The sequence below is a fragment of the Xanthomonas axonopodis genome (assembly GCF_001304695.1).
GTDB lineage: Bacteria > Pseudomonadota > Gammaproteobacteria > Xanthomonadales > Xanthomonadaceae > Xanthomonas > Xanthomonas axonopodis.
The window spans coordinates 1-12646 of sequence record NZ_JFAQ01000046.1; the positions used below are offsets into that span (position 1 = coordinate 1).

Sequence of the window (12646 nt, forward strand, 5' to 3'; positions counted from 1 at the left end):
CCATCCGTGCCAGGAACACATCGCGCCGCGTCGGGCGACGGTACTGTTCAAACCCGTTGCCCTGGTCAGCTGACATTGCCAAGGTCCGCTGCTTCATCGGCTTGCACCACCATCGCTGCGAAGCACTTATCCTCGCATCTTTGGAACTTGATCAGCGTTGCCTTAGAGCAGTTAACAAAACTCCTGTGCAGCCGCCAGGCGGGTGCGGCCGGTGCTCGGGATCGGCATGTACCACGCGTACACTCTGGTTCCTCCGCGCCGCCCGCACCCGCCTGAAGACTGCTCGCTCCGTTTTGTTAGTGGAGTTAACGCCGTCTGCGCAGTGCGCGGTGGCAGCGCGTGGCAAGGTCCAATTGCTGCATGCTTTCGTCGCGGCGATCGCTGGGCAGATCGTCATCTGGCCGACCGGGAAGCAGCGTACAGAACACCTCGGCCGGAGTCGCCGCGTTCGAGACGGGCGGCTGCGGCGAACAGGCCGTCAGGCCGATCGACAGCGAAAACACCGCGCTGCGCAACGTGCTTGCAGGTGGGCGTAAGCATGGTTGTGGGAGGCACATGGCGGCATCGCTGGCTGATACAGCCTGCAATCTATGCCGCCGCGTGCATCAGGTGCCGGCGTTATTTCGCTTGCGCATGCAGTGCTGCGCACCACAGCACGCCGACCAGCAGGCAGGCGATGGCGGCCAGTTCCAGTGGCGTGGGCAGGCGCATTTCCCATGCGAAGCCGTACAGCAGGGCAAATACCGTCTCGAACACGATCATCTGCCCGACCAGGGTCAGCGGCAGCATGCGGCTGGCACGATTCCACAGCGCATTGCCGATGATCGAGGCCAGGATGCCCAGCAATAGCGACACGCCCCAGAAACTGGCCCACTCGAGCGCTGCATGCGCTGCACTGCCGATCAGGGCCGCTGGCGCCAGCAACAACGCCAGTGCACCGGTAACCACGCCGGTGAGCAGCGACCAGTCGCCGCCGGACAGATCCGGGCGCCGCCGCAACCAGCGCGCATTGGCGATCGAATAGGCCGACCAGGACACCAGTGCGCCCGCCGCGCACAGCAGGCCGGCGATCCGGGTCAGGCGATCGCTGGCCTGCTGGCCGGAGTCGTCCTGCACGGTGTCCAGTGCCACCAATGTCACGCCGATCACGCACAGCACGCAGGGCGCGGCCAGGCGTCGCAATTGCACCGCACCGGCGGCACGCGTCCCGATCACGGTGACCACCACCGGCAATAGCCCGATGATCAACGCCGTTGCCGCGCTGCCCGCCCACTGCACGGCGCTGCCAAGCAGCACGTAATAAACCAGATTTCCCATCAGGCTCAAGCGCACCAACGCCCACCATTCGGCAGCGCCCAGCCGGGCGACGGTCTGCCGCGCGCGTGGTGCCAGCAGCAAGGCCGCCACGGCGCCATACGAGAGATACCGCGCCACCGCTAATTGCAGCGGCGTAAAAGCGCCCAGCAATTGTGGCGCCAGAAACACCAGCCCCCACAGCGCGCCCGCACCGATTCCGCAGGCGACACCCACCATCAAGCGATCACGCATCGTGCTGTTCCTCAGGGCGTGCATCGCAGCGTGCCGTGCGGCAGGGAGTTGATCAAGGCGAACGCTGCAGACGTCTGCGACGCCGCCAAGTTGCAACGGAGCGCTGTTCCAGTCGCGGTGATGTCATCATTCGTATGCACAGTGCCGCATGCGAACGATGGCGTCGCCCAATCAGTGGGATGCCCTTGCAGCACATGCGCGACCGCCACGATCGTGATGGCCTGGAGCGATCCACGGCGTGGCGGCCAGTTTGCTGCGCATTGGCGTTGCGGCTGGGAGGGCGCGTGATGACGCAGATGCTGCATCTTTTGGTCGCGCAGCCGCCCGACCTCGCTAGCAGCGACGCTCTGCTTGCAAGAGCGCCGCTGGCTGCCCTGCGCGGTTACTTGGCCCAGGTATCGCGCAAGGTCACGCTGCGATTGAAGACCGGCATGGCTGCGCTATGGTCGCGACGGTCGGCAACGAAGTAACCGGTGCGCTCGAACTGGAACGCCTGCTCGGGCGCTGCCAACGCTGCACTCGGCTCCACGTAGCCGCGCAGGTTGCGCTTGGACTCGGGGTTCAGGTAATCGCGGTAGGTCTTGCCTTCGGATTCGTCGTCGGGCTTCTCCACCGAAAACAGGCGGTCGTACAGGCGGATTTCCGCTTCCACCGCGTGCGCGGCGCTGACCCAGTGGATGGTGCCCTTGACCTTGCGGTTGGCGCCTTCCATCCCCGGTCGCGATTCCGGATCCAGCCAGCCGCGCAGTTCGACGATCTCGCCGTCGGCGTTCTTGATCACTTCGTCCACACGCGCAATGCCTGCGCCGCGCAAGCGGATTTCGCCGCCCGGCACCAGGCGCTTCCAGCCCTTGGGCGGCACCTCGGCAAAATCCTCGCGCTCGATCCACAGCTCGCGCGCGAACGGCACCTCGCGTGTGCCGAAGTTTTCGTCCTTGGGGTGGTTGGAAAACTGCAGCGTTTCGGTGTGGCCTTCCGGCAGGTTGGTCAGCACCAGCTTGAGCGGGTCGATCACGGCCATGCGGCGCGGCGCCGCTGCGTCCAGATCCTCGCGCAGGCAACCTTCCAGCACCGAGAAATCGATCAGCGAGTTCTGCTTGCTGATGCCCACGCGGTCGACGAACAACCGCATCGCCGCCGGCGTATAGCCACGGCGGCGCAGGCCCTGCAGGGTGTACATGCGCGGGTCGTCCCAACCGTCCACCAGTTGCTCTTCCACCAGCGCGGTGAGCTTGCGCTTGCTCATCACCGTGTAGTTGATGTTGAGGCGCGAAAACTCGATCTGACGCGGCTTGGCCGCTTCGCGCGGCAAGCCCTTGTCCAGCAGCGGCTGCAGCAGTTCCGGGTGGCCGGCCAGGTCCACCTTGTCCACGCACCAGTCGTACAGCGGGCGGTGGTCTTCAAATTCCAGCGTGCACAGCGAGTGGGTGATGCCTTCCACCGCATCGCCGAGCGAATGCGCGAAGTCGTACATGGGGTAGATCGGCCACGCATTGCCGGTGTTCTGGTGCTCCACATGCTTGATGCGGTACAGCGCCGGGTCGCGCAGGTTGATATTGCCGCTGGCCATGTCGATCTTGGCGCGCAGCGTGCGCGCGCCGTCGGGAAATTCGCCGGCACGCATGCGGCCGAACAGCTCCAGGTTTTCTTCGACGCTGCGCTCGCGGAACGGCGAATTGCGGCCGGGCTCGTTCAGCGTGCCACGGTACTCGCGCACCTGTTCTGCGGACAGGTCGCACACGAAGGCTTGGCCATCACGAATCAGCTTCTGCGCGGCGAAGTAATACACCTCGAAGTAATCCGAGGCATGACGCAGTTGCGCCCACTCATAGCCCAGCCAGCGTACGTCGTCCTGGATGGCGACCACGAACTCGGGGTCTTCCTTGGCCGGGTTAGTATCGTCCAGGCGCAGGTTGCACAGCCCGCCGAACTCGGCCGCCAGTCCGAAATCCAGGCAGATCGCCTTGGCATGGCCGATGTGCAGGTAGCCGTTGGGCTCGGGCGGGAAGCGGGTGCGGATGACCGTGTGCTTGCCGCTGGCCAGATCCTCGCGGACGATCTGGCGGATGAAGTCTTTCTTCTCCGCCGGGGCGGTGGCGTCGGTGGCTAGGGTCTCGGACATGCGCGCATCAGCAATAGGTAAACCGCAAGTTTAGGCGGTGGCACCGGTTAGGGGTAGGCGCGAAGCTGCGTGGCCGCGTTGGGGCTGTGTTTTCGGGGGTGGCCTGTGTGCCGGATAGCCCCCGCAGGCTGTGCCGGCGATGCGTGGGTTCTTCACGATGCAGCCAACCGGCACGCCCATTGCGCAGCAAACACGGTGCCAGGCCCCTCTCACGTCATGCCTGGCCTCATTGGCGCTGTTGGACCGCAAGCGCTGCCTTGCGCGCGCGCCGCAGGACAGGGCGTGCCTTGCGGCGGGCATGGCTGGCGGGCATCGGCCGCGACGCGTACGCTGCGCCGACCCCATTGGAGCGCTCCAGCCCATGCCACTTCCCCGTTTGGTCATCGGCGACAAGACCTTGTCTTCCTGGTCGTTGCGGCCGTGGCTGCTGTTGCGACACTTCAATGTGCCGTTCGAGGAAGTCGCGCTGCCGCTGGCGACGCCCGAATTCCAGGCGCGCATTGCCGGGTATTCGCCGACCCGCCAGGTGCCGGTGCTGTGGGACGACGCCCTGCATGTGTGGGATTCGCTGGCGATCTGCGAGTACGTCAACGAGCGCTGGCTGGACGACCGCGGCTGGCCGGCCGACCTGGCCGTACGCGCACAAGCGCGCGCTGCCGCGGCAGAGATGCATTCGGGCTTTGCGGCCTTGCGCAGCCAACTGCCGATGAATCTGGCCCGCCCGCCGGGCCCCGCCCAGTGGGATGCGGCCGCCGAGCGCGACATCACGCGCATCCAGGCGCTGTGGGCCAGCCTGCGCGCCGAGCACGGCCATGCCGGGCAGTTCCTGTGTGGGCAGTTCGGCATCGTCGATGCGATGTATGCGCCGGTGGCGCTGCGTTTTTCCAGCTACGGCGTGCCGCTGTTTGAAGCGGCCGGGGATTATCTGGCAGCGCTGGATGCGTTGCCGGCGCTGCGCGACTGGCGCAACGACGCGCAGCGCGAACGTGCAGAGCGCAGCTGAGATGCAGATTGCCTACCGCGCCAGTCACCTCATCGATGCGCATCTGGCCAAGCACGCACTGGAAGATGCCGGCATCACCGCGTTCGTCTTCGGTGAATCGTTGCTGGGCGGTGCCGGCGAGCTACCTGCCTTCGGCGTGCTGCAGGTCTGCGTGGCCGATATGCAGTTGGCTCAGGCCCAGGCGGTGCTGGCAGAGATCGGCTTGTGCGGGCAGGTCACGCGGGCGCTGTAGCGTTGAACGAGCTCGGCGCCCGCGCAATGCCTGGCGTAGGAGCGCACCCGGGCGCGGCGGGCATTCCCGGGAACACTCTTCGCGCCCGGATGCGCTCCTACGAGGGAATCGCTCGAACGCGCGTCCATCAACGCTGCTGACGCCACCCCGGCGGCGCTGCATCCGGCGCGGCCAGTGCGCGCAGGCGCTTGAACAGCACGGTGGTTTCGGCCACGTTCCAGACCCGCAGTGCGACTTCGAAGGTATCCAGCGGCTTGGTCAAGAAGTCCTTGACGCCCAGGCCCAGGGCGCGGTGGCGCGCGCTGCGGCTGGGGGCGGCGGTGAGCACGATCACGGGCAGGAACTGGCCCGGGTCTGACAGCCGCGCCAGCTGTTCCAGCAGCGCATAGCCGTCCAGCCCGGGCATCTTCAGATCCAGCAGGATCAGGTCCGGCGCACATGCCGAGACCAGGCCCATGACCCGCAGCGGATCGGTGGTGGCGATCACTTGCTGGAAACCTTCGCGTTGCAGCAGGTCTTCGAGCAAGCGCACATTGGCCGGCTCGTCGTCGACGATGAGGATGCGGGAACCGAGAATTTCGTCGCGTGTCATGCCAGCAACCCGTCAATCACAGTGAAGAATTCCGTCACATCGAGCGTCTTGGTCAAATAGGCGCGCACGCCTTGATTACCCACGCGCGCCAGCGTGGCGGTCGTGGCATCGGCACTGATCACCACCACCGGGATGGCCGCCATCGCCGGCTGCGCCTGCAATTCGCGCAACAGCTCTTCGCCGTTGCCATCGCTCAAGTGCAGGTCCAGCAGAATCAGATCCGGTGCGCCATGCTGCAATAGCGCACGCGCCTGCGCCAAGCTGGCCGCTTCGAGCAGTTGCCACTGCGGGCGACGCTCGGTGAGCGTGCGGATCAACGCCTGATTCGATGGATTGTCTTCGATGCTCAGCAGCCGGCACACACCAATGCCGGCACTGCTCGGCGGCACCAGCGGCCGCGCCGGTTCGCTGTGCTGATGCTCGCCCTGCGGCAGCGAAATCCAGAACCGCGCGCCATCGCTGCTGCTGTCCACGCCGATCTGCCCACCCATCGCCTCGATCAAGCGCTTGCTCAGCGCCAACCCCAGCCCGGTGCCTTCCACCGCAGAGCGCTCGGCGCCCAACCGCTCGAACGGTGTAAACAGACGTTCGATCTGTGCCGGGGTCAGCCCCGCGCCCTGGTCGGCAACCGTGATGCGCACCTGCTCGCCATCGGCCTGCGCGCTCACCTGCACCTGCCCACCGGGACGATTGAACTTGACCGCGTTCGACAGCAGATTGAGCAGGACCTGGCGCAGCCGCTGCGCATCGGCGTGCACCGTCCACGGTCCGTCGATGGAGGCTGGGTTGCAGCGCAATGCCATGCTTGTCGGCATCCGGTGCGATCAGCCCCAAGGCTTCGTGCACGGCCGCGCGTACCGAGATCGGTTCCGGGCTCAGATCGAGTTGATCGGCTTCGATACGCGCGATGTCCAGCAGCTCGGTGATCAGCCCGAGCAAGTGCCTGCCGGCACCCAGAACGTGCTGCAGGTGCCGCCGATGACCCGGCTCGGGCAGATCCATTTCCAGCACCTGCGCATAGCCGAGGATTGCATTGAGCGGAGTTCGCAGTTCATGGCTGCTGCGCGAGAGAAATTCGGTTCTTGCGCGGTTGGCGGTCTCCGCTTCGCGCCGCGCCAGCTGCGCTTCGGCTGCGCGTGCGGCCAACAGTTCGCTGGCTTGCGCCAGACGCTGCCCGACCTGGCCCAGCTCGTCGCCGGCACGCGGTTGCGGTGCCAGCGGCAGGCCTTCGCCCAGCCGGTCGGCATTGGCGGCCAGGGTGCGCAGGCGCCCGGACAATGCCGAGGCGAACCATGCCACCGCAAATACCGCGCCCAGCCCGCCGAGCATCGCCGCACTCAAGGTAATGATGAGGTTGCGCTGGCGCAGCCCCTGCGCCTTGGCGGTACGCACCTGCAATTGCGCGGTTTCGTAATTTCGCAACTCGCGCAGCTCCGCACGCAGGATGTCGAGTTTGTACTTGCCGTCCCATAGTTGCCGGATCTCTTCTTCGCGGCTCAGATCCGGTGCCAGCAATCGGCGCCAACTCTGCATTTTTTCGGCAAAAAATGGCTTGATGCGCGCAAAACCCCGCGCTTGGCTGGGGTCGGTGATACGTTGCGAAAGACGGTCGGCCACGCGCTGCAGCCGAGGCTCGGCATCGCGATACGGCGTCAGAAATTCATCGCGCCGCACCAGCCGATAGCCGCGCACGCCGGCGGCGGTTTCGGCCAACAGTGCGTGTGCTTCATACAGATCGCTGAGCACTTCCAGGGTCTGCCGCACGTCGTTTTCGGCGGCGATGTTCTGCCGCTCCACGCTGTGTAGATGGCCATCAATGCAACGGCCAGCAACAGCAATGGCAAGGTGACGACCGCCAGGCTTTTGCGGGTGATCGGCCAATCGTTCCAACGCACCGCCACTGCATTCATAACGCAAGTCCGGATTGGACCGCGTACACCGCGGCCTGGGTGCGATCTTTTACCTCAAGTTTCTGCAGGATTCGCTCCACGTGCACTTTGACCGTGCCGGGAGAAATGCCCAGTTCAGCTGCGAGGGTCGCGTTAGTGAGTCCGCGCGGGAGCAACGACAACACCTGTTTTTCGCGCTTGCTCAGCGCGGCCAGACGATCGTCCTGCAGCGGTTTGCGCCGCCGCGTGGCAACCGGTTTGGCCGGTTCTGCCACCATGGCCGGCAGCAGCAGCGCGAACGGCTGCAGCGCCTGCACATCGTCATTGCCGGGGGGCGGGCGGCCTTCGTTCCAGGCCACGCAGAGCATGCCGTGCGTGGTGCCCAGCGCGTGGATCGGCACCCTGGCTTCGCGGATATCGGACGGGCGCGGTGGCATCCACCAGGCCGCTTCATGGCCATCGCCAGCGGCGCTGGCCCCGGGCGGCAATGCACGGCCGCGGCTGGCCAACACTTGCGCGCGCGGGCCGCGCTGCGCCAGTACCGCGCCATGTTCCAGGCCAAGCAACAGCAGCACCCGCCCAAGGACCGCATCGCAGGCCTGCTCGGGGCTCTGCACCTGGCGCAGTGCAACGGCAGCTTCCCCAAGCGCCTGCCAACGCGCGCTATCGGAGGCCTCGCGGCGCAAGGTCAGGCGCCAATCACCAGCATTGGTGGGGGTTTCCAAAGGCTCGCTCTAGGCCGATCAGCATATTTGAGTATATGCCACTCGGCAGAATTGTTGGGGTCGTTTGATTTCGATACTGGCCCTGCCTGCTGAGGCACCCCATCAATCACACGGAGATTTCCCATGCGTCGCACCCTCTTCTCTCTGGTTCTGGCGGTGGCAGTCACCCCGGCGCTGGCTGGCGGCGTGATGCATTACACCGACAAGGCCAAGCTGCCGGCCGGCGGCGAAGAGCGCGAAGTCGCTGCGCTGTTCGACACCTGGAACGCGGCGCTGGCCACCGGCAACCCGCACAAGGTGGCCGACCTGTACGCACCGGACAGCGTGTTGCTGCCGACGGTCTCCAACGAAGTGCGCGCCTCGCGCGAGCAGATCGAAAATGACTTCGAGATGTTCCTGACCAAGAAGCCGCAGGGCGTGGTCAATTACCGCACCGTGCGCGTGCTCGATGACGACAGCGCCGTGGATGCCGGCGTGTACACCTTCACCTTGACCGACAAGGCCGGCAAGAAGAGCAACGTGCAGGCCCGCTACACCTTCGTGTACGAAAAGCGCGACGGCAAGTGGCTGATCATCAACCACCACAGCTCGGCGATGCCGGAAGTGGACACGCGCGCGGCAGTTGCCAAGGCCAAGTAATGCGGCGCGGGCGACAGGCGCTGGCCGGGCAGGCTTGAAAGTGGCTCTGGCCGGCGCCATCCAGCAGGCAATCCTCACGATTGCGGAGTTGCACCATGCTGGGAATCGGCGCCTTCAAACAACGTATGCCACGCCCGGGCGAGGCACTACCCGGGCGCGAGCAAGCGCTGCCGCTGCATAACACGCACCTGGTCAACGGCCATCCGTTGCGCGGGGAATTCACCGGTCTGGCCCAGGTGCAATTCGGGCTCGGCTGCTTCTGGGGCGCGGAACGCAAGTTCTGGAACGTGCCAGGGGTCTACACCACAGCAGTGGGTTACGCCGGCGGGCAGACGCCGAACGCGACTTATTCGGAAGTGTGTTCCGGGCAGACCGGCCATACCGAAGCGGTGCTGGTGGTGTTCGACGAACAAGCGGTGTCGTTCGCACAATTGCTGCGCACCTTTTGGGAAAGCCACGACCCCACCCAGGGCATGCAGCAAGGTAACGATGTGGGGACGCAATACCGTTCGGCGATTTACTGCACCACGCAGGCGCAATACGACGCTGCGCTCGCCAGCCGCGATGCGTATCAGCAACAACTGACCGCAGCCGGGTACGGCGAAATCACCACGGAGATCCGTTTCCCTGCGCCCACGTTCTACTACGCCGAAGACGATCACCAGCAATATCTCGCCAAGCACCCCAATGGTTATTGCGGGCTCGGCGGTACGGGAGTGAGCTGCCCGATCGGGCTGGATGCCTGACGGAAAGTCGGGCCGGATTGAAACGCTGTCATCCACATGATCGTGGCAGCGTGCCGAGGGCCGACAGTGACCGGCAGCGTCATCACGATCAGGCACTGCATGGGAGTGCGTGCTAGGCAACTTAAATGGCTGCGTCGGAGACGGCGCGGCCATCTTTTTTTGGGCGGCGTTCTCGCCAGGCATGCCGGCGATGGCGCGGTGCATTTATAGGCGAACCGGCGCGGTGAAGCTGTGCCGCAACTCGGCATTTGCGAGCTGCTGCGGCACGCGATGCGTAACACCGGTTGCGTACCCGACGTGTCCGCTCGTTGCGCCATCATTAGAAGCAAATAGCTACGGTGCGCAAAGAACCGGTTCGCCGTATCGGAATGCAGCGCACCAACCATGCCGACCTCAATCGGTTGGATTAAACGAACTCTCCGGCAAACATGCCGCGCAACTGGGCAAGCGTGTCGGTGCGCTCTGGATGCAATTGCCGCATGCACGCCAATGCGAAACCCACCGGGCTGGTGCCAGGGGCAGTGATGACGCCGTCGGCGCTGACGACCTTTTCGTGGCGATAGTGCGCAGCGCCTGCGTACGGCACCACGTGCTCCTGCAAGAATGCCAGCGCGTTGCTGGTGTGCGCGCGCTCATCGAGCAGGCCGGCATAGGCCAAGGCGAGGGTGGCGCCGCAAATCGCCGCGACCGGGCGCTGCTGCTGCACGCGTTCGACCAGCAGGCCGCTCAGCCCAGGAATTTCGCCGGCTTGCCAGCGTTCGCTGCCGCGCAGGATCTCAAGCGGCGCCAGATCGGACAGCGCATATTCCGGCGTGATGCGCAGGCCGCCGATGGACTGCAGCGGCTGCCCGTCGATGCTGGCAATGGCGACCTGGTCGCCGAACCATTCGCGTGCTGCCGGCAGCACCACGCCGATTTCCCAATCGGCCACGCCGTCGGCCATCGCCACTGCAATGTTTGCCATCGTCCGTTACGCCAGTTGAGGGAATCCGGATTCTAGGCAGTGCGTGCGCCGCGGATGTAAGCGATATGTGGAGGGCAGGGCATTTGGTTCCAGTCGGTGCCCGGTGCAGGTGCGACCATGCTGGGCCGCGGGGTCTTCTGTCTGTCGTGCAGACGTAGATGTCCCCATCTGAACCAAACTCCAAAAACGACAACGCCCGCAGCCAAGAAGCTGCAGGCGTCGTGTGCAGAACGGCCGCGCTGCGTTATCAGCCAGCGAGTTTGTCGGCGATGGTCTTGCGCAGTGCGTGCAAGTCCTTGGCGAACGTGTCGATGCCTCCGGCCAGCTTCTCGGTGGCCATCGGGTCGGCGGCCAGGCCCGATGCGAAGCTATCGCTGTCGATCGGGGTGAATTGGGCATTGTCGGCCTTGGCCGGGGAGAGCTTGCGCGGCAACTCGCCGTACTCGGCGTCGAGCTTTTCCAGCAGGTCCGGCGAAATGGTCAGGCGGTCGCAACCTGCCAACGCTTCGATCTGCGCGGTGGAGCGGAACGACGCGCCCATGACCACGGTGGACGAGCCGCGTTGCTTGAACGCGTTGTAGACGGTGCGCACGAATACCACGCCCGGGTCTTCGTCGATGCTGGCCGGGGTCTGCCCCTTCGCCACGTAGTAGTCCAGGATGCGGCCCACGAACGGCGAGATCAGGAATACGCCGGCTTCGGCGCAGGCCAGTGCCTGCACGCGGTTGAAGATCAATGTCAGGTTGCAGTCGATGCCGTCCCGCTGCAGCTGGCGCGCGGCTTCGATGCCTTCCCAGGTCGCGGCGATCTTGATCAGGATCTTGTCCTTGGACACACCGCGCTCGGCGTACATCGCAACGAACTTGCGCGCCTTGGCGATGGTGGACTGCGTGTCGTACGCCAGGTCGGCATCCACCTCGGTGGAGACCCGGCCCGGGACCAGCGCGGACAGCTTGACGCCCACGCCGATGGTGAGCCGGTCGGCCACTTCGTTGACGGTGGCGGTGCGATCGTCGCCGCCATGTTCGCGGCCCCAGGCCAGTTCGCGATCGAGCAGGTCGACATAGACCGGCAGATCCAGGGCCTTTTTGACCAGGGTGGGATTGGTGGTGCAGTCGACCGGCTGCAGGCGCTTGATGGCGTCGTAGTCGCCGGTATCGGCAACGACGACGGACAGCTCACGCAGCTGGGCCAGCTTGGAGGGGGATGCAGTCATGCGGGTTCACTCGAATCGTGGAACGGGTCGGGGATAGGACGCAGCGCGCTACGTTAGCGCGCTGCGCGCCGGAAGTCGCCCGCCGCTGCGGGTTGGTCGTGCACGGCAGTCACGCGCAGACGCAGGTCGCGCCCGTCCGGCGTGCGCCAATCGATGCTCTGGCCAACCGACAGGCCAAGCAGCGCGCTGCCGACCGGCGCAAGCACCGAGATGCGGCCGAGCTGCACATCGGCCTCATGCGGATACACAAGGGTGAGCGTATGCCGTTCGCCATGCAGCTGGTCTTCGCATTCGATACGTGAGTGCATGGTGACAACATCGCCGGGAATCTGGTCGGGCGGCAGCACGCGGGCGCGGCCCAGTTCGTCGCTCAGCGCAGTGGCGGCAGGATGCTTGTTGAAGGTTGGCGAATCGAGCAATGCCTCGAGCCGGGCAAGGTCGTGGCTGGATACCAGAATGGATGGCGGCAAGCCGCTGTGGGGTTGCGAAGTCATGGCAGTCTCCTGACGAATACGGCTTGCCAACACGGCAAGCGGCACTGACGAGATGAGGGCGCCGCCGGCTGATCGCAATGCGTGGATGTTGCGAATCCAAGGCACTGGCAAGGGCCGCCAGGCAGGCGCAGCAGGCCTGGTGCAGCGAGCAAGCGTTGCGGTTGAGACAATCGGAGGGGAAGAACGTAACGGCCGCTGCAGACGAGCCTGTTCCCACCGCATGCCGCAAGCGCCGCACTATCAGTCTCAAGCAAGCGAACCAGGACGCTGCTCGCAAATCGCATGGCTGCGCGGGCAGCGTGCTGCCGCTAGTTGCGTCGACCAGACAGCGGCGGATGATGCGCAGCCAACCTTCGGGCAAGAGTGCTGCGCACAAACACACAAAAAGCGACGCTCGCGCGCCGCCCAATTGCAAACTCCAACCGCAGTCAAAGCGACCGCAACCGCGATACGCTTTTCCGATTTCCGATTTCCGA

General features: G+C 65.2%; 14 protein-coding genes, 1 other RNA gene and 2 pseudogenes. 6 read left to right on the plus strand and 11 right to left on the minus strand.

Annotated features, from left to right (window positions below; all coding sequences use genetic code 11):
• A pseudogene (locus tag XAXN_RS22960) lies at positions 1-97 on the minus strand (IS5/IS1182 family transposase); the annotation flags it as partial.
• A gap of 129 nt (positions 98-226) precedes the next feature.
• Between XAXN_RS22960 and XAXN_RS20580 the strand changes: the two are divergent.
• A non-coding RNA gene (locus tag XAXN_RS20580) (sX9 sRNA) lies at positions 227-302 on the plus strand.
• Positions 303-305: 3 nt separating this feature from the next.
• Here XAXN_RS20580 and XAXN_RS22390 read toward each other — a convergent pair.
• The 4 genes from XAXN_RS22390 to XAXN_RS04820 all read right to left on the minus strand — a co-directional run bounded on the left by XAXN_RS22390 (position 306) and on the right by XAXN_RS04820 (position 3670).
• Complete coding sequence (locus tag XAXN_RS22390) at positions 306-515, minus strand: hypothetical protein (protein ID WP_162045075.1); 210 nt, start codon at positions 513-515, stop codon at positions 306-308.
• Positions 516-618: 103 nt separating this feature from the next.
• Positions 619-1548 (minus strand): DMT family transporter, encoded by a 930-nt coding sequence (locus XAXN_RS04810; protein ID WP_054318701.1) that lies wholly within the window; start codon positions 1546-1548, stop codon positions 619-621.
• A gap of 11 nt (positions 1549-1559) precedes the next feature.
• On the minus strand, positions 1560-1766 hold the full coding sequence (locus XAXN_RS23475) for a hypothetical protein (RefSeq protein WP_054318711.1): 207 nt from the start codon (positions 1764-1766) through the stop codon (positions 1560-1562).
• A 164-nt stretch (positions 1767-1930) separates the two neighbouring features.
• Complete coding sequence (locus tag XAXN_RS04820) at positions 1931-3670, minus strand: glutamine--tRNA ligase/YqeY domain fusion protein (protein WP_054318702.1); 1740 nt, start codon at positions 3668-3670, stop codon at positions 1931-1933.
• A 361-nt stretch (positions 3671-4031) separates the two neighbouring features.
• Between XAXN_RS04820 and XAXN_RS04825 the strand changes: the two genes are divergently transcribed.
• Together XAXN_RS04825 and XAXN_RS04830 are read left to right on the plus strand one after the other, a co-directional pair.
• Positions 4032-4673, plus strand: a complete 642-nt coding sequence (locus tag XAXN_RS04825; RefSeq protein WP_054318703.1) for a glutathione S-transferase family protein — start codon at positions 4032-4034, stop codon at positions 4671-4673.
• A 1-nt stretch (position 4674) separates the two neighbouring features.
• Positions 4675-4905, plus strand: a complete 231-nt coding sequence (locus XAXN_RS04830) for a putative signal transducing protein (protein ID WP_017157283.1) — start codon at positions 4675-4677, stop codon at positions 4903-4905.
• Positions 4906-5032: 127 nt separating this feature from the next.
• Here XAXN_RS04830 and XAXN_RS04835 read toward each other — a convergent pair whose 3' ends face one another.
• The 3 genes and pseudogenes from XAXN_RS04835 to XAXN_RS04845 all read right to left on the minus strand — a co-directional run bounded on the left by XAXN_RS04835 (position 5033) and on the right by XAXN_RS04845 (position 8111).
• The gene (locus tag XAXN_RS04835) at positions 5033-5497 is read right to left on the minus strand and encodes a response regulator (protein WP_054318704.1); all 465 of its coding nucleotides are present in this window, start codon (positions 5495-5497) and stop codon (positions 5033-5035) included.
• Positions 5494-7407: pseudogene (locus tag XAXN_RS22965) on the minus strand (ATP-binding protein). The gene XAXN_RS04835 and the pseudogene XAXN_RS22965 overlap by 4 nt, the downstream one beginning before the upstream one ends.
• The gene (locus tag XAXN_RS04845) at positions 7404-8111 is read right to left on the minus strand and encodes a helix-turn-helix transcriptional regulator (protein ID WP_054318705.1); all 708 of its coding nucleotides are present in this window, start codon (positions 8109-8111) and stop codon (positions 7404-7406) included. The pseudogene XAXN_RS22965 and the gene XAXN_RS04845 overlap by 4 nt, the downstream one beginning before the upstream one ends.
• 123 nt (positions 8112-8234) lie before the next feature.
• On the opposite strand from XAXN_RS04845, the gene XAXN_RS04850 reads away from it, so the two are divergent.
• Complete coding sequence (locus XAXN_RS04850) at positions 8235-8750, plus strand: SgcJ/EcaC family oxidoreductase (protein WP_054318706.1); 516 nt, start codon at positions 8235-8237, stop codon at positions 8748-8750.
• A gap of 95 nt (positions 8751-8845) precedes the next feature.
• Positions 8846-9496 (plus strand): peptide-methionine (S)-S-oxide reductase MsrA, encoded by a 651-nt coding sequence (gene msrA / locus XAXN_RS04855; protein WP_054318707.1) that lies wholly within the window; start codon positions 8846-8848, stop codon positions 9494-9496.
• A gap of 406 nt (positions 9497-9902) precedes the next feature.
• On the opposite strand, the gene XAXN_RS04860 is transcribed toward msrA, so the two are convergent.
• The 3 genes from XAXN_RS04860 to rnk form a co-directional block, all read right to left on the minus strand.
• Positions 9903-10460 carry a type 1 glutamine amidotransferase family protein gene (locus XAXN_RS04860; protein WP_054318708.1) on the minus strand — a complete coding sequence of 186 codons (558 nt, stop codon included), beginning with the start codon at positions 10458-10460 and terminating at the stop codon, positions 9903-9905.
• A 247-nt stretch (positions 10461-10707) separates the two neighbouring features.
• Positions 10708-11676: a transaldolase gene (locus tag XAXN_RS04865; RefSeq protein ID WP_054318709.1), complete on the minus strand. Its 969-nt coding sequence runs from the start codon at positions 11674-11676 to the stop codon at positions 10708-10710.
• Positions 11677-11729: 53 nt separating this feature from the next.
• Positions 11730-12170 carry a nucleoside diphosphate kinase regulator gene (gene rnk, locus XAXN_RS04870; protein ID WP_054318710.1) on the minus strand — a complete coding sequence of 147 codons (441 nt, stop codon included), beginning with the start codon at positions 12168-12170 and terminating at the stop codon, positions 11730-11732.
• 220 nt (positions 12171-12390) lie between these two features.
• Here rnk and XAXN_RS22680 point away from each other — a divergent pair.
• Positions 12391-12646 (plus strand): hypothetical protein (locus XAXN_RS22680; RefSeq protein WP_209018936.1); only part of this gene is annotated, 256 nt, incomplete at its 3' end.

Bases quoted from the DNA above. Each gene is read 5' to 3' on its own strand.
- XAXN_RS04820 (WP_054318702.1), bottom strand. From the start codon at position 3,670: ATGTCCGAGACCCTAGCCACCGACGCCACCGCCCCGGCGGAGAAGAAA.
- XAXN_RS04860 (WP_054318708.1), bottom strand. From the start codon at position 10,460: ATGGCAAACATTGCAGTGGCGATGGCCGACGGCGTGGCCGATTGGGAA.
- XAXN_RS04835 (WP_054318704.1), bottom strand. From the start codon at position 5,497: ATGACACGCGACGAAATTCTCGGTTCCCGCATCCTCATCGTCGACGAC.
- XAXN_RS04865 (WP_054318709.1), bottom strand. From the start codon at position 11,676: ATGACTGCATCCCCCTCCAAGCTGGCCCAGCTGCGTGAGCTGTCCGTC.
- XAXN_RS04810 (WP_054318701.1), bottom strand. From the start codon at position 1,548: ATGCGTGATCGCTTGATGGTGGGTGTCGCCTGCGGAATCGGTGCGGGC.
- XAXN_RS04825 (WP_054318703.1), top strand. From the start codon at position 4,032: ATGCCACTTCCCCGTTTGGTCATCGGCGACAAGACCTTGTCTTCCTGG.
- XAXN_RS04850 (WP_054318706.1), top strand. From the start codon at position 8,235: ATGCGTCGCACCCTCTTCTCTCTGGTTCTGGCGGTGGCAGTCACCCCG.
- msrA (WP_054318707.1), top strand. From the start codon at position 8,846: ATGCTGGGAATCGGCGCCTTCAAACAACGTATGCCACGCCCGGGCGAG.
- XAXN_RS04830 (WP_017157283.1), top strand. From the start codon at position 4,675: ATGCAGATTGCCTACCGCGCCAGTCACCTCATCGATGCGCATCTGGCC.
- rnk (WP_054318710.1), bottom strand. From the start codon at position 12,170: ATGACTTCGCAACCCCACAGCGGCTTGCCGCCATCCATTCTGGTATCC.